The organism is Methylobacterium sp. C1 (genome assembly GCF_001854385.1).
In the GTDB taxonomy this organism is placed as follows: Bacteria; Pseudomonadota; Alphaproteobacteria; order Rhizobiales; family Beijerinckiaceae; genus Methylobacterium; species Methylobacterium radiotolerans.
This window is the reverse complement of the sequence record NZ_CP017640.1, coordinates 448,780-473,008: the sequence shown is the minus strand read 5'-3', so window position 1 is coordinate 473,008 and position 24,229 is coordinate 448,780. Positions and strand designations below refer to the sequence as shown.

Below are 24,229 nucleotides of genomic sequence, written 5' to 3'. Positions count from 1 at the left end.
CTGGATCCGAGGACTGAGCATGGCGCGCACCGTGGGATCGACCGACATCGACGTCGTCGCGGCGGGCGTCTTCGACTACGTGATCGTGGGCGGCGGCACCGCGGGCTGCGTCCTGGCCAACCGGCTGACCGAGTCCGGGACGCGCCGGGTGCTGCTCCTCGAGGCGGGGGGGCGGGCGCGCAGCCCCTGGGTCTCGATCCCGGCCGGGTTCAGCCGCCTGCTCCAGCACCCCTCCTACAACTGGCGCTTCCGGACCGAGCCCGAGGAGGCGACCGGCGGCCGGGTGATCGCGGTCCCGCGGGGCAAGGGCCTCGGCGGGTCGACCCTCATCAACGGCATGATCTACGTGCGCGGGCAGCCGCAGGACTACGACGCCTGGGCGCAGGCCGGCTGCCGCGGATGGGGCTTCGCGGACGTGCTGCCCTACTTCCGCAGGCTCGAGGATTACGACGGGGCGCCCGACCCCCTGCGGGCCCGCGGCGGACCGCTGCCGATCACGGAAGTCGCCGAGCGGCCGGCGATCGCCGAGGCCTTCATCGCCGCCGCGCGGGCGGCTGGGCATCCGCGCAACCCCGACTACAACGCGGCGAGTCAGGACGGCTTCGGCTACTACCAAGTGAACCAGCGTCGCGGGCGGCGGGTCAGCGCCGCCGACGCCTATCTGCGGCCGGCCCTCGCCCGTCCGAACCTCGCCGTCGTGACGGACGCGCACGTCCTGCGGCTCACCTTCGACAGGGATCGGGCGAGCGGCGTCGCCGCTCTGGTCGGTGGCCGCGAGCGGCTGTTCCGCTGCCGCGGGGAGGTGATCCTTGCCGCGGGGGCGGCGCAGACCCCGCAGATCCTGGAACTGTCCGGCCTCGGCGACCCGGCGATCCTCGCCGGCCTCGGCGTGGCGGTGCGGCGCGCGCTCCCCGCCGTCGGCACCAACTACATGGACCATTACTGCACGCGCATGAATTGGCGCGTGCGCCTGCCGGTGACGCTGAACGAGCAGACCCGCGGCCTGCGCCTCGGCGTCGCCGCGGCGCGCTACCTCGCGACGCGGCAGGGTATCCTGGCGCTGGGGACCGGCCTCGCCCACGGGTTCGTGCGCACGCGGCCGGGGCTCGATGGGCCCGACGTGCAGTACTTCTTCATGCACGCGAGCTACGCCAACGCCGCCGAGCGCAAGCTCGACCGCCTGCCCGGCATGACGATCGGCGTCACGCAGCTGCGACCGGAATCGCGCGGGACGATCCACGCGGCGTCGCCCGACCCGCTCGAGCCCCCCGCCATCCGCCCGAACTTCCTCGCCACCGAGGAGGATCGCCGGGCGATGGTCGAGGGCATGAAGATCGCGCGCACCGTCGTCGCGCAGGCGCCGATGGAACGCTTTCGCGGGGCCGAACTCAATCCGGGGCCGGACTGCCGGACCGACGCGGACTGGCTCGATTTCGCCCGCCGCGACGGCCAGACGATCTACCACATCTGCGGCACGTGCCGCATGGGCGGCGATCCGGGTTCCGTGACGGATCCTAACCTGCGCGTGCGCGGCGTGGCCGGCCTCCGGGTGGCGGACGCCTCGATTATGCCGCGGATCGTCTCCGGCAACACGCAGGCCGCGGTGTTCATGATCGCCGAGAAGGCCGCCGACCTGATCCGGGCCGATGCCTGATGCGGTCTGGCCATCGGGCGCCGCGGCGCGTACGGCAGGTTCGCGCCAACCTCGGCCGTACTGCGCCGGTCCCGGCCGTGTCTCGGCCTCGACCGGCACTGTACGGCGCACCAAGTCTCACCGCGGGCGTGCTCGCCAAGACCGGCGGCAAAGGATCGACGTCATGCTCTACATGGTCCACATGCAGGTCAACATTCCGGCGTCCCTGCCGAAATCGGAGGCGGATCGCCTGAAGGCCGAGGAGAAGGCCTACGCCCAGAAGCTCCAGCAAGATGGCAGATGGCGGCATCTCTGGCGCATCGCCGGGCAGTACGCCAATTACAGTGTCTTCGACGTGGCGGGAAACGACGAGCTCCACCAGATCCTGAGCTCGCTGCCGCTCTACCCGTACATGGCGATCAGCGTGACGCCGCTGGCGCAGCATCCCTCCGCCATCGCGACCAACTGACGGGACGATCGTCATGCCCTACATGATCGAGACCTTCGACAGGCCCGGGAGCCTGGACGTCCGCAGGGCGAACCGCGCGGAGCACCTCGTCTACCTCGACCGGATCAAGGCCCGGCTTCTGGCCTGCGGCGCGAAGCTGAACGACGATGGCAGCGACGCCGGCGGCGGCCTGTACGTCGTCGATGTCGAGACCCGCGCGGAGGCCGAGGCGCTCATCCAGGCAGACCCGTTCTACAGGATCGGTCTCTTCGAGCGCGTCGAGATCCGGCGCTGGCGCAAGGCCTACCTCGACGGCCGCAGCTATCTCTGAGATCGGCGGAGCGCGTTTCCGGAGAGAAGAAGCGCTGCGGCGCGGAGCGGCCGCACGAGAACCAAAGAGTGGGGAGGATACAATGATCCGTCGCAGCTGGGTCGCGGCCGCCGCGTTCGGCGCCGCTGCTTTGACCACCCTGCCCGCCTCCGCGCAATACGCGGATGGCGGAATCAAGATCGGCATCCTGACCGACATGTCCGGCGGCTACTCGGACCTGGCCGGCCGCGGCTCCGTGACGGCCGCGCAGCTCGCGGTTGAGGATTTCGGCCGCCCGATCAATGGTCGAAAGGTCGAGCTGATCTTCGCCGATCATCAGAACAAGGCCGACATCGCCTCGTCGATCGCGCGCCGGTGGTTCGATACCGAGGGTGTTGACGCGATCTTCGACACCAATTCCTCGGTCGCGGGGCTGGCGGTGCGCGAGGTCGCGCGCAGCAAGGGCAAGATCGACATCAACTCCGGCGCCGGCTCCATGGCGCTGACCAACGCCGCGTGCTCGCCGACCGGCGCCCACTGGTCCTGGGATACCCACTCGCTCGCGGCCGGCACCGCCGCGGCGCTGGCGGATGATCCGAAGAACACGTGGTTCTTCATCACAGCCGACTACACCTTCGGGCACGACCTGGAGGCGCAGGTCACCCGCGTCGTGAAGGCCAAGGGCGGTACGGTACTCGGGTCGGTCAAGCACCCGTTTCCTAATCCGGATTTCTCGTCCTACCTGCTGCAGGCGCAGGCCTCGGGCGCGAAGATCATCGGCATGGCCAATGCGGGCGCCGACACGATCAACACCATCAAGCAGGCGAGCGAATTCGGGATCCTGCAGGGCGGCCAGAGGCTGGGCGGCCTCAACATCTTCCTGACCGACATCTATTCCGTCGGGTTGTCGGCAGCGCAGGGCATGATCCTGACGACGGGCTTCTACTGGGACATGGACGAGCAGACGCGCGCCTTCGCCCGGCGCTTCGGCGAGCGCATGGGCGGCCGGATGCCGACCATGGTCCAGGCCGGCGATTATTCGGCGGTGCTCCACTTCCTGAAGGCGGCCGAAGCTGCCGGCACGGATGACGGGCTGAAGGTGATGGCCGAGATGCGCGCGCTGCCCATCCAAGACTTCTTCGCACGCAACGCCACGCTGCGGCCGGACGGCCGCCTCGTGCACGACATGTACCTCGCCCAGGTGAAATCCCCGGCGGAATCGACGGGGCCTTGGGACTTCTACAAGATCCTGAAGACGATCCCGGGCGACCAAGCGTTCCAGCCGCTCTCGGAGAGCACGTGCAAGCTCGTGAAGGGCTGACGCGCCTCCGGCGGCCTCCCGGACCGTGACGACGGTCGACGCCGATGATCGCGGCGCCGGCAGTGCCGGTCCCCTCGCTCCCACGGGAGAGCCGACAGGGCGCGGCTGTCTCGACCGGTGTGCCCGTTCCGTGAGAGCGGCGCATCGCGATCGGGACGACGCTAGTGGGACGTGCTCTCGACCGCGGCGGCGAAGACGTAGCCGACCCCGCGCTCGGTCAGGATGAGCTTCGGGTCGCTGGGCCTGCGCTCGATCTTCCGGCGCAACCGCAGGATCTGCACGTCGATGCAGCGATCGAACACGTCGTCGTGGACGCGCGTGACCTGCAGCAGGTACTCGCGGCTGAGCGGCCGCTGGGGCGCGTCGAGGAACGCCGCCAGGAGCGCGTACTCGCGCTTGCCCAGGACGACTTCGACGCCATCCGGATTGATCAGGCGTCGGCGCCGGCGATTGAGGACCCAGCCGTCGAAGCGCCGGTACGGCGCCTCCGCCGGGCGGGACGCGGCCTGCGCCGCGACGCGGCGGAGGACGGCGCGGACGCGCGCCAAGAGTTCGCGCAGGCCGTAAGGCTTGACGATGTAGTCGTCCGCGCCGAGTTCGAGGCCGAGCACGCGATCGAACTCCTCGCAGCGGTGCGCCGTGGTCAGGATGACGGGAAGGTTGCTCCCCGCCCGCAGATCCCGCAGAAGGTCGAGCCCGTTCTCCGCGCCCGGGCGGAGGTTGAGCACGGCCAGATCGAACTGCGACGGATCCGCGAGCTGCGCGCGCGCCTCGGCCCGGGTCGTCACCGGAACCACGCCGACCCCGTGCTCGCCGAGGTAGCCGCATACGACGCGCTGCACGTCCGCGTCGTCGTCGACGAGCAGGACGCGTAGGGCATGGTGCTGCACGGGCGATGCTCCTCCGGGGTTTGGCCGTCGAATCTGCGGAGTAGCGCCCCGAGGCCGCCCGAGGCCGTACGGCCTCCCAGGGGCTGCCGGATGCGCGTGGTCTGCTTTCGCCGGCCGATCGATCTGTCCTGTCCTCCGATGACGGCGCGGCTCAGCGGCAGAGCCGCCCGAAGCGACGCCGGACGAGGCTGACGGTCAGGCGGCAGTCGCCGAGGTCGCTGTTCGCCGCGTAGCCGCCCGTCGGACTCCACCAGCCGCGGCCGCCGAAACGGTCTCGGAAGCCGTGGTGGAACCCGCCGTGGTGGAAGCCGTGATGGAAGCCGCCATGGTGACCGAAGCGTCCGTGTCCGAACTCGCGCGCTTCGGCAGGTCCGGGGACGGTCGCCGAGGCGGCGAGGGCGAGACCGGCCAGGATCGCGGTCGTAAACGAGGTGGTCGCCATGCTGAGTCTCCCGTTGCGATAGGGAGACGATGAACCGGCCAAGCAGGGTCGACTGTGATCCGGGTCACAGAGTCGGCGCGGGCCTGCGCGCTGGCGGCGGTCGCTCGGGGATGCGGCTAGGGCTCTGCCGCGCGCGGGTGGCTCAGCCAGACCTCGAGGGGCCGGCTGCGGCCGCGGATGGCCGCGGTCCGGCCCTCGAATGTCCCCGCCGACAGGTCGAGCCCGGCCGCAAGCGCCAGTTCGGCGCTGAGCGCCAGGCGGGCGTTGGCGTCCGCCGCGACCGCGAGCAGGCGGCTCGCGACGTTGACCGTGTCGCCCGTGGCGGTGACGTGCTGGTTGGTGTCGCTGCCGAGGCGCGAGAGGATCACCGGCCCGTAATGCGCGCCGATGCGCAGATCGAGGGCCGGCCCGGCTTCGGACAGGACCGGGCTGCGCGCGATCCAGGCGCGCGTGCGGGCGATGAGCTCCTCCGCGGCCTGGACGGCGTGCACGGCTTGCTCCGGGTCCGGATCGAGCGCGCCGAACAGGACCATGGCGCCGTCGCCCATGAAGTTCACGACGACGCCCCCGCGCAGCGTCACCGCCGCGTCCACGAGATCGTGGAACGTCTTGAGCATCGCCCGGGTGCGCACGGGGCCCAGTTGCTCGCTCCGGCGCGTGAAGCCGGTGAGATCGACGAACAGCACGGCAATGTCCCGCGCGACGGGCTCGGCGAGGTAGCCTGGGTCGCGGGCCAGCCGCTCGGCCAGAGCGGCGGGCTGCAGCCGCCGCAGCACCTCCTCGGAGCGCGCCACCCGCGCGCTCTGGCGGCGCTCGAGCGTCTGGCGGCCCACCGCGCAGGCGAGTGCCGGCACGCCCACCGCCGCGAGCGGCAGGGCGGCGCTGAACCAGATGCCGTGCGCGAAGGCTGCGGCGCCCGCGGTGAGCCAACCGGCCGTCGCGAGGAGTACAAGGATCAGGCCCGGGCCCGGCGGCAGCAGCGCGATGGCGAGCGCCGCCCCGACCGCCAGGAGGACGGCGGCCGCGGCGTCGCGCCGCCGCACGCCGGCATCGCGGACGAGGCCATCCCCCGTGGCGAGGTGGGCGATGCCAGTCGCGAGGAGCTCGACGCCGGGCATGACGGGATCGAACGCGGTGGCGAAGGTATCGCCGCCGCCGAGCGCGGTGACGCCGATCACCACGATACCGTCCGAGAGCGCCGCGGCCGGCGCCGTGCCGTCGAGAAGGGCGCTCGCGCTCACGGTGGCGATCGCGCGCCGCGCACCGTAGGGGCGCAGCGGGAGATGGTAGCCCAGGTCCAGGGGCAGCGCGCGGCCACCGATCTCGACCCGGCCCTTGCTGAGCACGGGGTCGCTCCGCGCCGCCAGGGCCGCAACCCGCAGCACAAAGGACGCGGCGACCCCGTCGGAGGTCCGCACCACCAGCGGGAGATGGCGGGGCACGCCGGACGCGTCCTCGGCGACGTTGACGACGCCCGACGCGACGTCCTTGCCGAGTTTCGGCGTCGGCCGATGGAGCGCGGTGGCGACCGGGATGCCGTCCTCGCTGACGTTCCCGTCGAAGACGGCCGCCGAGGCCAGGATCGCGGTCGTCTTCGCGAGGGCGGCGGCGAGCGCGTTGTCCGCGTCCGGCTGCCGTCCCGCGTCGAGGAAGAGCACGTCGACGGCGATCACGCGCGGGCGCGCCTCCGCCACCCGCTCGATGATCCGCGCCATCGTGGTGCGGGAGACCGGGAAGCCGCCCTCGCGCCGCACCGTCGCGTCGTCGATCGCCACGACCGTGAGGTCGGCCGGCGGCGTGCGCGGGCCCGCGAGCCGCAGGCGCAGGTCCGTGAGGGCGGATTCCAGACGGTCGAGGGGCGTCGCGCGACCGGCGATATGCAGCTGGCCGAGCCAGGCGCCCCAGGCGAGCGCGCCGAGCGAGGCGGCGAGCACGAGGGCGAGGCGCGCCCGGCGGAAGGCGCGGTCGTGCGTGGTATTCGCCGATCGACCGGCGTCGCTCAACGTGCGAACCGCTCGAGCAGGCTCCTGACGCGCTCCTGCGGCCAGCGCCGGACCTCCAGGGCGTCGCGACCGTCATCGACGTCGACCCCCTCGCCCGGCCCGAGCGTGACGGCGATCTGGGGGGCGTCGCGCCTGGCGACGTCGACCCGTCCCTGCGCCACGAAGACGGAGGTGCGCGCCCGGGTCACGTCGACGGCGTAGACCGTGCCCCGCACCGAGGCGACCGCGTGCGGCGTGAGGATCTGGAAGCCGTCCCGGCGGACGCGGCGGCTCGCCGGGATCGTGACGAAGACCGCGTTGCCGCCGATTTCCGCACCCTTGAGATGTCCGTCGCTGTCCGGATCCACAGGCCGCAGGCTGCCCGCGCGCTCGACTTCGAGCGTCAGGCCGTCAGCGCAGTGCAGGATCCGCAGGGGCGGATCGAAGCGCGTCGTCTCCGTGCAGCGCGTCTGCGCGGCGGCGCTCGACGCCGCGAGGGTGACGGCGGCGACGGCCGCCAAGCGCGCTGCGATGCTCATGCGATGAAGCCCTGTCGACCCGATCATGTCTGCGCCCGCGCCCCGAGCGCGACGAGGCGGTGCGAGGCCCGAACGGTGACGCGCGCGCGCCCGAGATCGATCAGGCCCGATCGCCGCCAGTCCTGCAGGACGCGGTTGACGCTCTCCCGGGCCGCGCCGACGAACGCCGCGAGTTCCTCCTGCGTCACCTGGATCTCGGCGCCGAAATCCTCCGACAGCGTGATCAGGCGCCGGGCCAGGCGGATGTCGAGCGGAAGCAGCGTCGCCTCCTCCATGCGCGCGCTCATCCAGCGCAGGCGCTGGCACAGCAGATTGATGATCTGGACCGCCAGAGCGGGATCCCCGGCGAGGAGCTTGAGAAAGGCCCGCCCCTCCACGACGAAGAGGTCGGCCGGCTCGAGGGCCACGGCCTCGGCGGTCCGCGGATGGCCGTCGAGGAAGGCGATCTCGCCGAAGACGTCGCCGGGCCCGAGCAGGTTGAGGGTGACCGCGCGCCCGTCGTCGGAGCCGGCCCCGATGCGGATCTGCCCGCGCCGCACCGCGTAGAGGGCGTCGCCCGGATCGCCCTTCTGGAAGAGGATCTCGTGGCGCGCGAGGCTGCGCGTCGTGCACAGGCCGGCGATGGTCTCGATCGCTTCCGGACCAAGCTCAGCGAAGAACGCGTTGGCCTTCAGGAACCGAATGAGCGTGTGCGGCGTGCTCACGACTGCATCTCTCCGGCCGTCGAGCCGGAGCTTATGCGCGTTTCGGGGCGCGATTAGCAAGGCTTGCACCGCGGGAGCGGAGGATGATCATGGATAGAGCCCGCAAGCGGGCTCGTCGCAGCGACGATTGTTACAGGCCGTGCGCCCGCTTCAGGATCTCCGCGGCCCGTTCGCCGATCACCGCGCACGGCGCCTGCGTGTTGCCGGTGGTCACGCGGGGCAGGATCGAGGCGTCGGCGACCCGGACTCCGTCGATGCCGTAGACCTTGAGCGCGCCGTCCACGACCGCCATCGCGTCGCGGCCCATCCTGGCGGTGCAGCTCTGGTGCCAGTAAGTGACGGCGGCATCGCGGATGTAATCCGCCATCGCCGCGCCCGACAGCGGGCCCGGCATCGACTCGGCGCGCACGTAGGGCCGGAACGCCCGCGCGTTGCCGAGGGCGCGGCAGAGGTCGACGCAGGCCGCGGCCGCGGTCACGTCGGCCGGGTGGGACAGGAAGTTTGCCTCGATGACCGGCGGCGTCGCCATATCGGCGCTCCGGAGCCGCAGGCGACCGCGGCTGGCGGGCTGCGCGAGGCCGGCGAACATGGTCCACCCATGGGCCGGCACGCCGCGCGCCGCGGTCTGCTCGCTCGGAACCGGGAACTCGACCTGGCAGAACAGCAGATCGGGTGCGTCGAGGTCGGGCCGGCTCGTCCAGTACAGGGTGGCCTCGCTGCCGCTGTTGCGCGGCGCGATCGGCGCGGCGTACTCCCAGGTGCAACCGAAGGATACGTGATCCTGAAGGTTCTGCCCGACGCCGGGCAGATGCTGAACCGACGGGATGCCGAGCGCTCCGAGTTCGTCGCTGTCGCCGATCCCCGAGAGCATCAGGACCTTGGGCGTGTGGATCGCGCCCATCGACAGCACGACCTCGCCCCGCGCACCGACCGTCCTGACCGCGCCCGCGTGGACGAACTCGACCCCCGTCGCGCGGCGACCGTCGAAGGTGACGCGGCGGACGAGGGCGTCCGTGAGCACCGTCAGGTTCGGCCGGTCAAGCCAGGGATGGACGTAGGCGCGGTAGAGCGAGACGCGCCGGCCGCCGCGGACCAGCATGTCGGTCAGCGCCGCGCCGCCGGGCCCCTCCATCATGCGGCCGTTGGGGTTGTCGAAGGTCGGGATGCCCAACTCCCGCGCGGCGTCGAGCATGGCGTGGGCCACGGGGCTGGGATCGGGCGCCGGCTGCACCCAGACCGGACCGTCGCTTCCGCGATGCGCCGGGTCAGGGGCACCGCGCCAGTTCTCGATGCGTCGATAGATGGCGCGGACATTCTCGTAGCCCCAGGCCGCGTCGTCCGCTTCGGTCGCGAAGGCATCCCAGTCAGACCGGTGGCCGCGTGCCCACACCATCACGTTGACGCTGGAGCCGCCGCCCAGCCCCTTGCCCATCGCCATGGAGAGCGCGCGGCCGTTCAGGTGCGCGTTCGGCTCCGCGCGGAAGCCCCAGTCCCGCGGACCGCCCAGGTTGGTGGGCCAGAGCGCCGGATCGAGTACGGACTCGGCCTCGTCCGAGCCGCCCGCCTCCAGCAGGAGCACCTGCACTTCGGGGTTCTCCGCCAGTCGCCGCGCGACGACCGAACCCGAGGCGCCGGCGCCGCACACGACGAAGTCGTAGGCCGGCTTCACGTCGGCGGTCAGCCGGGCCTGATTCTCCGCCGCGCGCCGCGCGAAATCATCCCGGACTCGGGCGTCAGAAGTGCTCATGATCTCGAGGGTCCCTGTCGGAGGCGGGTTGGGATCGGCCCGGCACTCGGCCGGGAGCCGGTGGCCCGTGCATCGGCCGCTCCCGAGCGTCGAGGCGGGCGCCCGTCCGGGGGCTGTGGCGGCAGCAGGGTTGGCAACGGCGATGGTGTGTGGCGCCTGTCACGTGAGGATCGCAGCGTCGCGGACGATCATCTGTCCGGGCGCGTCTTCCTCGGATCGTCCGAGGGATTGACGTAGTCGAGGCCGAAAGGCCCGGTTCCGGAGACTTGGATCACGGCCGGTTCGCGCGTCGTCCAGAGGGCGTGGGGCATACGGGCCGGCAGATGCAGGAAGGCGCCCTGCTGAAGCCGCTGGCCGCGGCTCGCGTCGATGGTCTCCCCCATGTCGTGGACGAGATTGCCAGATAGCAAGGTCACGCTCTCGTCGGTCGCGTGCGTGTGCGGCGCGATGACGTAATCCGGCGGGAACCGGAGTCTGAGCGTGAAGGGGCCGGGTCTGTCGGGATCGCCCGCGATGATGCTGATCTCGCTGCCCTTCGGCAGGGACGGCGGCGCGGCGCGCCACCGAACGGCGTCGTCACCGGTGACCATGATCATCTCGCCCGCGCGTGCGTGCGGCGCGAGGCCCGCGAGAAGGAGGACGAGACAGCAGCTTCGGCGCAGACGCATCGACGGTCTCCAGATCGGCGCGTGGGTGGAGCCGCCTGCAGGGCAGCCGGCGGGAGGGTGTGGTCCGGGATGAACCTGTTCGCTGACGCCGAGCTGGTGCCCGTTCCGGCGACGCTCTCGTCAGGTCGAGTTCTGTAGGCCGCGCGCCATCGGACCCGCTACGGCAGAACGCCCGCGTTGACCTGGGCAAATCGCACGACTTCAGCGCGGACCCTTCCGAGACGGTCGCAAGCTCGATAACCCTCGGCCTCTCGGGAGGACACGGGTGACGACCTTCAGCCTCAAGCACGTCCTGGCCGCCTGGAACGCGCGCGAGCTGGATCTCAAATGGGCTCTCGTCGGCCGGATCGCGCTGATCGCCATCCTCTGCGCCGCCGGAGCGGCCGCGTACGCCATGCACGACGTCGCGGCGAAGACCAGGCAGCGAAACGCCGAGACGGCCGGCGAAGTGCACAAGCAACTTCGCCTGCAGCTCCTGCGCATCGAGCGGGCCGCCGACATTTCCGTACGCTTTCCGGACTGGGAGATCGTCACCCGGTACGCCCTGCAACCCGGTCAGTGCGTGCAGCTGATCCCGGCGGAGACCGGCCCGACACGGTCGAGCTGCGTCGGCGTCGAGCCGCACGCGCTCGCGGCACCCGACTGGTTCGCGACGCTCTACAGGTCCCTCTTCTTCGCCGGATCCACCGTCCGTCTGCCGCTCGAGCATCAGGGCTCGCGGAGAGGGATCGTGGAGGCGGACATCGATCCGCACGCCGTCGTCGGTTCGGCCTGGATCGTGCTGAAGCAGGTCTCCGGCGCGCTCGCGGCCATGACAGTCGTCCTGTGCGTGCTGGTCTACGGCGCGGTCGCGCACGCCCTGCGTCCCGCCAATGAGATCCTTGTCGGTATCGACCGCGTCGCGCAGGGCGACCTCGCGTGGCGTCTGCCGAGCTTCCGCCTGCGCGAGCTCCGGCGCATCGCGACGGTGTTCAACGCGCTTGCCGGCCATCTCCAGCTGGCCACACGGGAGCGCGCCGAGCTCGCCCGCCGGCTGATCGATGCCCAGGAGCAAGAGCGCCGGTGGCTGTCGCTCGAACTGCACGACGACGTGGCGCAGAGGCTGACGGCCCTGAGTCTCCTCGCCCGCTCGATCCAGGACGGCGCGCGCTCCGCGGCGCCTTCGGTCTCGACCGAGAGCGCCGAACTCGCCAGCATGGCATCGGACGCGGTGCGGGCGCTCCGGATCACCCTGGCCTCGCTGCGGCCGCCGGAGATCGACGATCTCGGGCTGCGGATCGCGCTCCGCAGCCTGATCGCCGCGCAGGCGCAGCGGGCCGGCGGCCGGATCCAAGTCGCGCTGCGGGCCGACGCGCAGGTCGACCGCCTGCCCTCAGAGGCGGCGGCCCATGTCTACCGGATCGTCCAGGAAGGCCTCACCAACGCCGTCCGCCACGCGGCGGCGCGCAACGTGGCGATCGCGCTGAACGTCGTGGAGACCGACGGCGGTGCGGACGTCCGGCTGGACTTCGCCGACGACGGGAGCGGCGCGCCCGCGGAGGTGCTGGAGCGTTCGCGTCCCGGTCTCGGCCTGCTCGGCATGCGCGACCGCGTCCACGCGCTCGGCGGGCAGATCGTGACGGAAACGTCCCCGGGCGGCGGGTTTCGCCTGCGGGTCCGCTTTCGCGCCGCGCTCGCGGCCAGGGAGGTGTCATGACCGGACGGCGCATACGGGTGATGCTCGTCGACGATCACGCCGTCGTACGGGAGGGATACCGGCGGCTCCTGGAACGACAGCCCGATATGGAGGTCGCCGCCGAAGCCCGGGACGGCGCGGAGGCCTACCGTACCTACCGGGCCGCGGGGCCGGACGTCGTCATCATGGACATCAGCATGCCCGGCCGCGGCGGGATCGACGCCATCCGTCAGATCCGGCAGGTGGATCCGGACGCGCGCATCCTCGTGTTCAGCGTGCATGCCGCCGTCAGCTACGCGCTCCAGGCCATACGCGCCGGCGCCCGCGGCTACATCACGAAGAGCAGCGCTTCGGAGCTCCTGATCGACGCCGTGCGCAGCGTGTTCAACAACAAGCTGACCCTGTGCGCCGAGATCTCACACCTGCTGGCCGCGAGTCGGCTGGAGGAGCAGCCGTCCCCGATCGACCTCCTGTCGCCGCGGGAGTTCGAGATCCTGCGGATGATCCTCGATGCGCGGCACACGGATGCGATCGCTGTCGATCTCAGCCTCTCGCCGAAGACCGTCGCGAACTACCACTACGCCATCAAATCGAAGCTCGGCGTCAGCTCGGACGTGGAACTCGTCTACTACTGCATCCGGTGCGGCCTGATCGATCCGTTCTCCGTCGTCGGAGCGATCTAGGTCTCGCGACCGCGCCGCTCCGGAGCTCCACGCGGACGGCGCGCGGTGCCCTGCGGCGCAGAAGTCAGCACGGGCTGATCGACAGCTCGCCGGCGGCGACACACTTCCCTGACATAGACGCGTGACGCGAACACGCGGCCCGTCGCCGAAGTGTCCGTCGCCAAAGTGTCCGTCGCCGGCCCTCGGCGCCGTCCCCGGTTCGGCGACGGCGTTAACGGATCGTCAGACCCGGTTCGCGCCGATCCCGGCTCCGATTTCGCGCAGCGACGGAGGTGTGCTCCCGGTTCGCGCCGCAGTTCGGACCGAAGCCGGACGCGGAGGCTGCGGCCTCATGGACGTTCCAGGAGTTCCCGAGAGAGAAGATCGTGTATCTACGGTAGCTTGGAGGTGATCGTCTAGGCTGATTAGAAATGGTCGTGTAACAATAATTGAGAAATTTCGCCGTTTTTCCATCAATGCGTGCGAAAGGGTTTCTCGCCGCCCATAGATGAAATTCTAGCGTGATCCAGCAGGCCACTCGCAACGGCACCCCAACGCTTCCAGACCTGATATTTGCATCTCTAGCGGCCTCGCTTAGGTCATTCGCCGTTACTCTAACGACGTAGAGCCCGCTCGATTTGTACTTAACATTATCGGAGGGCGCTGCGCCCGGGATGCGTACACGGCTCGCTCGGAAGTCGATAGGCCGCTGACACCGTAGCTCGGATCCGTCGGTAGCGTTCAACGACGCGTTGCGCGTTAGGAATGCGGTCATTGCTCCTTGCGTCCCGCATTTCGAACGAGACGTGGTCTTCCGTACCGCCGTTCCAGAGCCGGCTACAATCTACTCGCCCTACCCGAACGCATGCTGAAGAGCATTGGAATCGCTAGCCCGCGCGGATAATTCGAAGCGATGAAGGAACAGGACGAGGAGAAACCGATGTCCGGGGCGGAGTTCCGCGAGCGCTTGCGTGAACTCGGTCGGTCGCATGCCGAATTCGCGCGCGAGGTCGGCAGTTCGCCCAGGAGCGTTGATCGTTGGATCAGCGGGCGGCCGCCGCCGGAGATCGCGTACATCGTTGATCTGCTCATGACGATTCAACTCGTCGCGCCGCAGCCATTGCAAGCGGATCGTCCCATCTCGGAACGCAGCTTCCAATCGGAACTCGATCGTATCTTCTCGCGCGCTGAGGCCGAGGGCCGTAAGGCCGAGTTCATAGCTGCCATTGAAGGCTGGCTGCGGGCCAACGCTGCCTAGACAAGCGGAATCGCTCTTGGAAAGTGCTCAGCCTCCGCAGTGCCGCCGAGTACTTGAAGGCCGCTAGACGGCGAGAGCTATCGCCGCAATCCACAGTTTCAACAGCGTCGGCGAGCTTTTCCGTCAGACATTTTGTCTGTACATTATTGATATCAATAATCGCAAGCTTAATATATGCTTTTATTTGATAAGCTTGCTATAATTATTATCTAAATTGGAAATCATCAAGGTTTTGCTGAACCAGATGCTCGCAGGGTTCGGCTACCTCCGAGTGCGGGCCTAGTGCCGGTTTATGCCGGCGAAGGAATGGGCGATGCCGAAGGTAGACTCCATCAAGTCAATCCATCCTGGCTTCCGATCTCACAAGACTCCCGCCGTCATTCACTATCCTCAAAGGTGGCATCGAGACGTTCTTCTGCAGCTTTCCCTCGACCCGAGCGTAGTGTCGGTCCGCCGCGGGCCATTCACGGATATCCCGAACGCGCTGACCCTCGACCTGCAGACGCGAGCGGGTATCGTCCATCTGATCGCGCTCCGCGACGAATGCGAGATGACCGAAGAGGCCGAAAAGGCCGGACTGGTACCGATGCACCGTTCGACATTCCTACGAGAGCCGAGAGCAGGTACCGCCCGCGCGGTCTGGGCAATGCGGAAACGCATCGTTCCGCCTGCAGATCGACTGAGGATTCTCGATCGCCTGCATGCCGACGGGCACGGGCTGCCTATCGCGGACCTGATGGTATGCGTCCGGTCGGGCGATGCGGCGGACGCAGTTCTGGCCATGGCCTGCGATGGATCCGTCGTACTCGATATCGATAGGCAACTGACGCCAGAGACGATCGTGCGTCTCCCTGACCGGCCGAACGGATGGAAGGTCAGCGAGGCCGACGATACGGAACGGCGCCACGGAGCGGAAACCGCTCCTTTCGGACGAGACATGTCGTCGACATCCGGACGTCCGTGGACGCGTCCATGTCTCATGGAGCGGCACGACGACGGTTCATCCACGACGCTTGCCTCAAGCGGCGAAGAGGGTAAATAGTAGATGTGCTTCAGGGTCGGCCGTCCACGAAGCGGGAGATAACGACGCTGTCCGACCGTGGCCGCGAGATAGAGACTCTGGACGCTGAGATCGCAGATCTCGAAGCGGAGATGTGGCGCATCGGAGCGCTTCGTGCCGCGAAGATCGCACACAGAAGTTTTCTTGCGGCAGCGGAGAACTTTCCGATGCCGCGCCCTCCGGACGTCGGCGGTGGCAACCGCATCGGGCGTCCGGCTCCATCGAAGGAGCACGGCGGTGTCATCGCGCGGCTTGGAGGTCGTCCGAAATCCGAGGCTGGCGGGGATGATCCAGCGTCGTCCATCGGGAGAACCGATTTGGCGCAAGTCATGTCCAATGCTTCGCCCGGTCAGAAGGCTGCCATCCCGATGATTGCAAGTTTGCTAGCCGAGTACGCGCCGGCCGGGGTGGCCGCCGAAGAATTTCAGAGGCGCATCGTCGACCGGGGAGTGGTGTCCAGCTCCGTTCTGTCCAAAGCTCTGACAGGAATGACGAAGGCTGGGTTGATCACTTTCTCGCGGAACTCGGGCCTGTGGTTTGCCGCAGGATCGTCAAGCGCATCAGGAGCGGGGCAACCAGGTCCTACGTCCGCGAGGATTTCGGGAGAACAGACGTGATGGCAGATCGCACATCCGGTCGCCGCATTTCCGTACAGGCTGTGCGGACTAGGCGACGCCCCCCATGAAAAATGCGCGGTCCGGTTAGGACCGCGCATTGCGGATCGTGGAGCCGCCCGTGGAAAGAACGCTCCAACGATCCAGGACCCTTACGTGTCCTGTCGAGCAATGCGGTCGCATGCGACCGCATTGCCCGGACCGCTTCTGTTTGCCACGTCCGCCCCGTCCCACGCAAGCTCGACGGGTGCTGGAACGTGCGGCGCGTGGATGATCCACGGCGGACCCGCGACGACACGTCCGCGCCCCGCACCGATCGATGGCTTCGAGTCGGCGCTCCACTCCACCACTTCTCCGGCGTCGAGACGCGTAAGAACGCCTCTCCGCCGATGCTTGGAGCCCCCCATGAGCAGGCGCTTAATGATGCTCGGCATTCACCCAGATCTGGTGCGAGCTACGCCATGGGGCATGGTTCCGCGACAGCGACCACTGTTCCATCCTCTCCGACCGGAGACGACTGCAGCCCCTTATACGCGCGATCCCCAGATCGAAGCGTGGCTGGTCGATGCGATCACTCACTACCCCGTTGCCGATTCCGTACGCTCAACCCCTTCGCCGGTATTGCACCGATATTGGCCCGCACCCGATCAACCGGAGCCGGTCGACGGTGCCGTCATCGTCTCGTGTCGTAAGGACATGGTGGACGTGTTTCCATATATCCCGGAAACACCCATTGCGCGATCGCCACGGAGCGCCCGGCAAGGAAGGCAGAGCAGGTTGCCCAGCCGAAAGGCCGGGCGCGTGATCCGATGCGCGTCGGATCCCGAGTTCGACCATGCGTTGGATTGCGAGATGAGCGCCTCGGTCCTGCGCTTCGTCGAGCAGCCCTGCACGCTGCGCTATCGTTTCCACGGCGAGTTGCGTATCGCGAGACCGGACGCGTTCGTGGTGGAGCTCGGCCTTCCGGAGTTCCGGGAGGTCAAGCTCGAGAAGGACGCAGCCCGTCCGGAGAATGAGGCTCGTTGGCCCGCCATCGCCTCAGCTTTTAACGGGATGGGTTTCGGTTACCGTGTGGTGACTGAAAGAGATCTGCAGGCGGGCGGACGACGCGACGCAATCTACACCGTCTACGAGCACCGGCACTCGCCCCTGCCTCCAGCCTCCGATATCGCCTCGCTGAGGCAGATCCTGGAGGTTGGGCCAGTCGACCTGGCAAGCATCCGAGACCGGATACCCGCTATCCGGCGCGAGCAAATCTTCGCGATGGTTCGGGCAGGGCTGTTCGCGATGGATTTCAACGCTGCGCCCGGGCCGGAGACGGTCGTGATGCTCCCGGACCACGTAAGGCATCCGCAGTACCACGGAGTGTGCTGATGGAAACGGGCAAATTCGAAACCGGGCAGCGCATTCTTTGGAACGGGACCCTCTACGTCCTCTTGAGTAAGGCGACTTTAGACGGAATCGATTTCTGGCATTACGTGCCCTCAACAGGGGATCATATATCTATATCGAGTGTTAGTTCTATTGTTCAACGCAGCTCAGAAGATGATCTGCAGCGGGAGTACTTCGAAGGACGTCTTACTTTCGACAATAGGCGAGAGGGCGAAACTCCGGAACAGTCTGCCGCACGCCGGGACCGTCCCAGAGTTCCGCTGTCCGATCTGCCTGAGAAGGACTACAAGGACATCTGTTTCCGGCGCGACCTCGTGCGACGTGTCCAGGCGCAGTTCCCGGACGGCGGGTACGCTCGGAGAGATCGTCGGACGCAAGGGGGGAAGTCGCTCGTCCTGGAGAAAGTGCTCGCCGAGCTCGGCCACGAACTAGGCATTCGATACTATGGCACGCCACGCAAGGTCAGCGTCGCTTCGTTCTATCGCTACCGTTCCAAGCTGGAGGTGCTTAACGAACCGCGCGACCTAGCGACCAATCGATCCGCCTGCGGCAACCGCAACCGCACCGTTACCAAGGTTCGCGAGATCATAAATAAGCACATCCTTGTAGAGCTGCAGTCAGCGCGGCGGCGCCGCAATGTCGGACAGTCCGCGCAAATCGTGATGGCGGATATAATTGTCAAGACTTATAAAGAGATCAAAGAGCTGAAAGAGCTGGATCCGTCCTTCAAAGATGCGAAACTTCCGTGTCGTGCTACTTTTTACAACTGCTTTGCAAAATTTCCTCAAGAAAGCCGGGATCACGGCTCGCTCGGGCCAACTCATACGCGTGCCCGATACCGATACCCGAGGGGGCACGACGAACCGGCCGCGGCGCTATCCCAGACTCAATACGACGAGACGCAAGCGGACGTGTTCTGCGTCGATGATTTTCTCGGCATTCCACTCGGTCGTCCGTATGCCTCGTGGATCGTCGACGTATATAGCGGCGCGATACTTGGTTTCTACATAGGATTTGAGCCTCCGGGCGACGTTGTCTTCGGTAGCGTTCTACGGCATGCCATCCTGCCAAAGACCTATGTACAGGCTGCGTTTCCCGACATCAATGCGCCGTACCCGATGGCCGGCATCCCGCGAGTGGTTACCTACGACAACTCTCTGAGCGCACACGGTGGATCAATCGCACGTTTGATGGGCGACTTCGACATTGCTTACGACTTTACTCCAAGCCGCATGCCGTGGGTCAAAGGTGATGTTGAGGGCATGTTCCGGAGGTTGAACACGGCGCTGCTCTCCCTGATGCCGGGCTACGTTCTCTCCGACAAACTCGCTCGATGCGATTATGACCCGGCACGTAACGGGGTAATCGGTCTCTATCATCTGATTTACATATTCCATAAGTGGCTGCTTGAGCATTACCACGCGACGACCAAACTGAACGGCCAGCTTCCCAGTCCAAACCATCGCTGGCGAGACGGAACACGTATTGTGAAGTCTGAATTCCCTGTAGCGGGCGGCGAGCTTGATTTTCTCTTCGGAATAATCCGTGACGGCAGGACATTGGACAATCGCGGGTTGATCTTCCAGGGCCTGCGTTACTACAGCGATGATGGCCACGATATCCGCCGGGCGTTCGGACCGAATGTCAAAGTCAAAATAAAAATCAACCCCCTTAATCTAGGTTCCATACACTGCTTCAACTCTGATCAGAATGTTTGGGTGAAATGTCTGGCCTTAGATCCTCTCTATGCAGGCGGACTGGATCTACATAGGCACAATCTGTACCGAAAATACGCACGCGAAAGGTGGGGCGGCGAGAGTCTCGAGGACTACGCCAGGGCGAGGATCGCACTGCAGGAGCTCATCGCTGCAGGATTGCCCGACGCGCTTGGCATGCGAACCAATTCGCTGATCGCGAGAGCCTTGGGCCTGGGTACACACACCATGTTCGAAAATCATCATGCTGCCGGGCCGTTGCGAGATGCACGCGGTGTTCTGAGGGTGCCGCCCACGGCTGCGGCGCTGCCGCCGCCAACGGTATCCGGCAGCGTCGATGCGCGTCGGTCGTCGGACCACATGCGGGCGCCGGTTGAGGTCCCGGTAGGCCGGCCGCCCAAATCTAAGGTGCCGGTCTTCAAAGCTTCTCGAATACTCATGCCGCGCTGAGGTGAACATGCTTGTACGCGATAGAAGCCCAAACAAGAGATGGAATCTCATTCGGGAATTCGATCAGCAGTTCGTCGAACATCCCACCTTCATGAGCGTTATCGATGAGATGAATGACCTCGTCGATGCCCATGGTTGCAAGAGCGAGGCAGACAATCTCTGTATCACCGGCGCTCCAGGCGCAGGTAAATCCACCGCACTGAAGATGCTCGAAGCCGCACACCCTCGCGAGAAAGATGCGGTCGAGATCAAGACGCCAGCGGGGATCGCAATTTGCGATCGGATCCCCATCCTGGCGATCGAGATGCCTGGACAACCTACGCCGAAGAAGATCGCGCGTGAACTTCTTAAAGCTTTGGGTGACCCGTTCTACAAGCGTGGTGAGCGAGAAGACCTCAGGGACAGGGTCGTGCATCTCGCCGGTCAATGTGGAGTCAAGGTCATACCGATCGACGAGGCTCAGCGGGCGGTCGACCGCGATGGCGAGGTGCGAAGCGAGGATATCGCGGAGTTCATGAAAGAATTGCACGGCATGATGAACGTGTCGTTTCTTCTGTTCGGTATGGGAAGAATCCGAAGGCTTCTGGATTTCGACGAGCAGATCGACAGACGATGGTGTTCGGAGAAGGAGATACTGCCGTACGAGTGGGGTGGATCCGAGGCCGATCCACCTGAAGATAGGCTCAATTTCATGGGCATTCTGGCCGCTTTGGCGGATAATTGCCCGTTTCCGTTCGCTGAAGAACTCGATATCATGTCGTACGACTGTGCCAAACGGTTCTATTATGCTTCCCGCGGATTGGTTGGCTTGTTAAAGAAGCAGTTGAACGCGGTCGTCTGGGATGCAGTAGTTCACGGCGAAAAACAAATCACTCAGGAACTGCTGGAGTTTTCGTACAATCGCGTCTTCCGAACTCAGAAAGCGCACGAGGTACTCATAAACCCTTGGGGCTGCGACTGGTCGGGCCAACTTCCGCCCGCACTACGCCACCATTCGCTTCCCCTGGCATCGAAGCAGCGCCTATCGGCGCTGAAAAGGAAATCGGCTCGGCGTACCGAACTCGTCTCCGCCCTGACGAAGGCGTGACTTCGATGTCTCCCCGCTTGGTCGTCCGCCCCCGGATCCATCCGCGAGAGTCGCTGCAGCAGTTCATCGTGCGGGTCAGCGAGACCAATGGCTTCGGCCATCCCGCTCGGCTCCTCGCCCTCGCCGCGCTGCCCGGCTCCATCCTGTCGCGGCGTTGCGATCTGACCTCTCTAGCGGCGCTGCTTGCGATGGACGATCCGGCCGCACTCTCCGACGCCGCTTATTGGGCCGACGAGAGCCGAGACGGCCTTTTGGCCTTCGGGAACTCCTTCGTGCCAACCTGGGCAGTCAACTTCAGCCGCTCACGCATCTGTCCATCGTGTGTGCGCGAGACCGGGACTTGCAGCCGACTTTGGGATCTTGGCGTCGTCACCGCCTGTCCGGCTCATGGAACTCCGCTCGTCGATGGTTGCGCCTGCGGCCGAGCCCTTTCACCGCTCAGGTCGGCCATTGCCGCCTGCCGCTGCGGCCGCGTGATCGAGGTGCCGGAGCAGGCCGCTCCCGCAACTCTCGTTGCCGTCGCCGCCACGCTGTCCCAGTTGGCTGACGATCGGCCGCCAACAGGATGCGCACCCGTTGCCGATCTGGCGGCAGGCCTTCGCCTGCTCCGGTTCGCGGTCGCGGCGAAGGTTCGTCATCCCTCGTCGAGACATGCGGCTACGGTGTCGAAACCCGGCACTACCGAGATGGCGGCACGCCTCGAACGATCCGCCGACGTGTTGCTGGACTGGCCTTCTGGCCTCCACGAGCTGTTGGCGGAGCACGCCACCGTCCAGGTCGGCCAATCCGGTCGAGTGGGCCTGGACGCGGCCTTCGGCACTTTCATACACCGTCTGAAGGCGGTGCTGTCGGAACCCGGTCTCTCGCTCGTCGCGGACGAGGTTCGGAAGTGGCTGAGCAGGCGTGTGGATGCACCCGCGATCAAAGCATGGGCGTTCTTCAGTCCATGTCGGGTCGAGCACGAACGCCTGACTGCGGCGGGTGCAGGCCGTATTCTAGGCATCTCGCCCGATAGGGTTGCCGCTCTCGTGGATCGGGGCGTGTTGGCGGGGCACGTCCTACCGGCCGGTTCTCGACGGGTCGTACTCGTCGAAAAGACTTCTGCCGAACGCATCTGCGCTTCGCGTGCATCGCTCATCACCGCCGAGGCCGCCGCGGCGTCGCTCGGCATCGGTGTCAAGCAGCTCCATAAGCTCCGACTACACAGTCTGCTGGTCGAGTTCGGCTTGATCCGAGATGGTCGCGGTACGCTTTATCCGCCGACCTTTGCAGCCGATCTGGACGCCAGGCTCGCCGCCCTGGCAAACGGTCCGGGCTGTACCGGATCCATTGACCTCGGAAGCCTCCCGAGGCTGAGGCGCGTCAAGCTACATGACGTTCTCCGCTCGGTTCTATCCGGTGACATTCCACTGCTGCACGCGCGCGCGACCGGAGATGGGGTTCCAGTCCTCGCCAGATATTCTGTTCCCGCGGACGCCACGTACAAGCTCGGCATCCGACCCGAGCAACCGGCGCTAGGCGCCGCACGAGCCGCCAGACTGTTGGGCGTCGCACCTCGGATGATCCCCGTCCTGCTTGCGGCAGGTTGCCTGACGTCGGCCGAGAAGCTTCGTGGCGGTCGAAAACGAGGTGTCACCTTAGAGTCGATCGAAGCGTTCAAACGGAAATTCACCCTTGCCCGGACCGTTGCACGTGAACATGGGACCAGCGCCCGAAGAGTGGCAGCAGAATTGGCGATCGCCAACGTAGCTCCAGTGATTGAAACGAACAGCGGACGCGGCATCTCCGCCGTCTGGACGGTAGATGCCATCGCCCACATCCGCCCCCTGTTGCAGCGATCTGTTTTGGTCCGCAGGAAGGCCGAGCGACCGCTCAGGGCTCGACGGATGCCCGCGGTGGAACGGCACGGCGATGCCCCGCACGGAAACGACCGCCCTTGACCTGGTCCAACATCCGTCTGGTCATCCGCTCCGACCCCCTACCTGGAGAAGGATTGCAGGATTGGGCGTTGCGCCTGTGCGAGCTCAACCGCATTCGAAACGTCTCTCAATTTCTGCTACCACCGGGCGTCCTCTCGCGCTGCGATGTCAGTCGCGACGAATGGATCACCTACCTGGTGGCTGCTACGGGCACCCCGGAGGACCTGATCGAGCTTCTGGTTGGGGAGGATGTCGGATCAGGTACATCCACCGCGATTCCGGGCGTGCCTCTTGCTCACAAATTCTTCAGGACGCATCCGGCCAGAGCTTGTCCGCTTTGCCTGCGCGAACAACCATACTCCAGAGCCGTCTGGCGGCTGAGGGCCTGGACTTGCTGTCCGCTTCATCGCGTCTACTTGGTGGATAGTTGCCCAAAATGTCGCAAGCATCTGGCTTGGCGGCGTCCCGGCGTCGATCGTTGCGTAGATACCGACTGCGATGGACGACCATCCGAAGCTTCAGCAGTCCCTGCCTCGTCCTTAGAACTGGAGTTGCTCGCCTTGATTGCGAGCGCACTCGGTCAAGCGGTTTCGCCAATCGTGGGTACAGAGAGCGACGTGTTTGGCCACCTTCCCGCTGAGGAGCTTCTACCGTTCGTCGGCTGGGTAGGCCGAATATGTGCAAAAGGCGTTCCTGACGATGCCGAGGTAGTTAGGCGAGCAGCCAACATCCTCGGCGACTGGCCGAACAACTGGCATGCGTTCATAAATCAAGATTATAGAGAGTGCAACGCGCGTCATGTTAATTTATCATCGCGGTATCCAACTATTTATTCGATGATATCCGCTCGCCATTGCTCATGGAAGACGTCACGAGCCGCTAGAAAGATCCTACATGACGAGTTCATCAACGTAGTTTGCTCTCTGGCGGGCAGCGAAGGCGTGGCTTACCGCAGTCATGGCCATAAGAGTCATTCTAATGGTACAATGATCTCTTTGAGGGAGGCGGCAAACATACTACATGTGGGAAGAGGCACTTTGTTGCGCATGGTGGATGCCGGCATCTTCAAGTCTGTCGAGGTGCTACACGGGAGCGGGCGAGTTTTACATTATCTCTACAGAAGCGAGGTGCACGCGCAGGCGGCGAGCATACTGGATTACGAGTCAGAGGGACTTATTAGTTTCGAACAATGTGTCAAGCAGCTGGAGATTAGTCCTGGCGTATTGAAATCGCTGATCGCCAGCGGGTATATAGAAATGATTAGTAACCATTTAACAAGAAAATTGTCAAACAGGTCGGTCGAAGTATTATATCAAAGACTCGATTGTTTGGCTGCTCCAATGGACTCGAGTTACAGCGTGCCAATTCATCACGCTTGTCGCAGACTGAAAGGTAAATCGATACCTGATATCATCGCACTCATGCTATCCGGCGGGCTAGTTTTTAGTATAGACCATAATCAGGGGCGCAGACTGCGGAGATATGTTTTTCAGGGGCGCAAACGATCTCAGAGGCAGTGTCAAGTTCGTTGAGTCGAGAGTCATTTGGGGGGCTTTCAGCTTCCTATGATTTCGAGACGCACTTTCATATTCCTAGGAATGGCGACCTGTGGACAAACGTTGGCGACGCTAGCCTTTGTTCTTGTTTTGTACCAGATTTGCTCATCGCCTATGAAGCAGGCGAACTCCTGAAGCCGACGCCTGCCAAGTGCTC

20 protein-coding genes are annotated in these 24,229 nt (G+C 65.8%); 13 read left to right on the top strand and 7 right to left on the bottom strand.

Going from position 1 to position 24,229, the window contains the following annotated elements; genetic code table 11:
• Positions 1-19 precede the first annotated feature (19 nt).
• From BKE41_RS02095 to BKE41_RS02080, 4 genes are all read left to right on the top strand, one after another.
• Entirely contained in the window at positions 20-1,654 is a 1,635-nt protein-coding gene (locus BKE41_RS02095; RefSeq protein ID WP_053620309.1) for a GMC family oxidoreductase N-terminal domain-containing protein, read from the top strand.
• A gap of 163 nt (positions 1,655-1,817) precedes the next feature.
• Entirely contained in the window at positions 1,818-2,102 is a 285-nt protein-coding gene (gene catC / locus BKE41_RS02090; protein ID WP_029358481.1) for a muconolactone Delta-isomerase, read from the top strand.
• A 13-nt stretch (positions 2,103-2,115) separates the two neighbouring features.
• The gene (locus BKE41_RS02085; protein WP_029358483.1) at positions 2,116-2,412 is read left to right on the top strand and encodes a YciI family protein; all 297 of its coding nucleotides are present in this window, start codon (positions 2,116-2,118) and stop codon (positions 2,410-2,412) included.
• A gap of 82 nt (positions 2,413-2,494) precedes the next feature.
• The gene (locus BKE41_RS02080) at positions 2,495-3,712 is read left to right on the top strand and encodes an ABC transporter substrate-binding protein (protein ID WP_012317351.1); all 1,218 of its coding nucleotides are present in this window, start codon (positions 2,495-2,497) and stop codon (positions 3,710-3,712) included.
• A gap of 161 nt (positions 3,713-3,873) precedes the next feature.
• Here BKE41_RS02080 and BKE41_RS02075 read toward each other — a convergent pair whose 3' ends face one another.
• The 7 genes from BKE41_RS02075 to BKE41_RS02045 all read right to left on the bottom strand — a co-directional run bounded on the left by BKE41_RS02075 (position 3,874) and on the right by BKE41_RS02045 (position 10,606).
• On the bottom strand, positions 3,874-4,602 hold the full coding sequence (locus tag BKE41_RS02075) for a response regulator transcription factor (RefSeq protein ID WP_070998409.1): 729 nt from the start codon (positions 4,600-4,602) through the stop codon (positions 3,874-3,876).
• 151 nt (positions 4,603-4,753) lie between these two features.
• Positions 4,754-5,044 carry a hypothetical protein gene (locus BKE41_RS02070; RefSeq protein ID WP_070998407.1) on the bottom strand — a complete coding sequence of 97 codons (291 nt, stop codon included), beginning with the start codon at positions 5,042-5,044 and terminating at the stop codon, positions 4,754-4,756.
• Positions 5,045-5,160: 116 nt separating this feature from the next.
• Complete coding sequence (locus tag BKE41_RS02065; RefSeq protein WP_083374270.1) at positions 5,161-7,047, bottom strand: adenylate/guanylate cyclase domain-containing protein; 1,887 nt, start codon at positions 7,045-7,047, stop codon at positions 5,161-5,163.
• The gene (locus tag BKE41_RS02060) at positions 7,044-7,565 is read right to left on the bottom strand and encodes a FecR domain-containing protein (RefSeq protein ID WP_070998406.1); all 522 of its coding nucleotides are present in this window, start codon (positions 7,563-7,565) and stop codon (positions 7,044-7,046) included. Before BKE41_RS02060 ends, BKE41_RS02065 begins: the two co-directional genes overlap by 4 nt.
• 23 nt (positions 7,566-7,588) lie before the next feature.
• Entirely contained in the window at positions 7,589-8,269 is a 681-nt protein-coding gene (locus BKE41_RS02055; RefSeq protein ID WP_024827654.1) for a Crp/Fnr family transcriptional regulator, read from the bottom strand.
• A 130-nt stretch (positions 8,270-8,399) separates the two neighbouring features.
• Complete coding sequence (locus tag BKE41_RS02050; RefSeq protein WP_070998404.1) at positions 8,400-10,016, bottom strand: GMC family oxidoreductase N-terminal domain-containing protein; 1,617 nt, start codon at positions 10,014-10,016, stop codon at positions 8,400-8,402.
• 188 nt (positions 10,017-10,204) lie between these two features.
• Positions 10,205-10,606: a cupin domain-containing protein gene (locus tag BKE41_RS02045; RefSeq protein ID WP_245295884.1), complete on the bottom strand. Its 402-nt coding sequence runs from the start codon at positions 10,604-10,606 to the stop codon at positions 10,205-10,207.
• A 343-nt stretch (positions 10,607-10,949) separates the two neighbouring features.
• Between BKE41_RS02045 and BKE41_RS02040 the strand changes: the two genes are divergently transcribed.
• The 9 genes from BKE41_RS02040 (at position 10,950) to BKE41_RS29935 (ending at position 24,048) form a co-directional block, all read left to right on the top strand.
• Positions 10,950-12,380: a sensor histidine kinase gene (locus BKE41_RS02040; RefSeq protein WP_070998400.1), complete on the top strand. Its 1,431-nt coding sequence runs from the start codon at positions 10,950-10,952 to the stop codon at positions 12,378-12,380.
• Complete coding sequence (locus BKE41_RS02035; RefSeq protein WP_070998398.1) at positions 12,377-13,042, top strand: response regulator transcription factor; 666 nt, start codon at positions 12,377-12,379, stop codon at positions 13,040-13,042. The genes BKE41_RS02040 and BKE41_RS02035 overlap by 4 nt, the downstream gene beginning before the upstream one ends.
• Positions 13,043-13,934: 892 nt before the next feature.
• Positions 13,935-14,279, top strand: a complete 345-nt coding sequence (locus BKE41_RS02030; RefSeq protein ID WP_043073057.1) for a helix-turn-helix transcriptional regulator — start codon at positions 13,935-13,937, stop codon at positions 14,277-14,279.
• Between the two features lie 313 nt (positions 14,280-14,592).
• A complete protein-coding gene (locus BKE41_RS30985) occupies positions 14,593-15,321 on the top strand; it encodes a hypothetical protein (RefSeq protein WP_159392703.1) in 729 nt (242 codons plus the stop codon).
• Between the two features lie 1,484 nt (positions 15,322-16,805).
• Positions 16,806-17,327 (top strand): hypothetical protein, encoded by a 522-nt coding sequence (locus tag BKE41_RS02020; RefSeq protein ID WP_159392702.1) that lies wholly within the window; start codon positions 16,806-16,808, stop codon positions 17,325-17,327.
• The gene (locus BKE41_RS30715; protein WP_107645285.1) at positions 17,327-19,510 is read left to right on the top strand and encodes a DDE-type integrase/transposase/recombinase; all 2,184 of its coding nucleotides are present in this window, start codon (positions 17,327-17,329) and stop codon (positions 19,508-19,510) included. Before BKE41_RS02020 ends, BKE41_RS30715 begins: the two co-directional genes overlap by 1 nt.
• 7 nt (positions 19,511-19,517) lie before the next feature.
• Positions 19,518-20,597, top strand: a complete 1,080-nt coding sequence (locus BKE41_RS29945) for a TniB family NTP-binding protein (protein WP_083374269.1) — start codon at positions 19,518-19,520, stop codon at positions 20,595-20,597.
• Between the two features lie 17 nt (positions 20,598-20,614).
• On the top strand, positions 20,615-22,537 hold the full coding sequence (locus BKE41_RS29940; RefSeq protein WP_159392701.1) for a TniQ family protein: 1,923 nt from the start codon (positions 20,615-20,617) through the stop codon (positions 22,535-22,537).
• Entirely contained in the window at positions 22,534-24,048 is a 1,515-nt protein-coding gene (locus BKE41_RS29935; RefSeq protein WP_159392700.1) for a TniQ family protein, read from the top strand. The genes BKE41_RS29940 and BKE41_RS29935 overlap by 4 nt, the downstream gene beginning before the upstream one ends.
• Positions 24,049-24,229 lie beyond the last annotated feature (181 nt).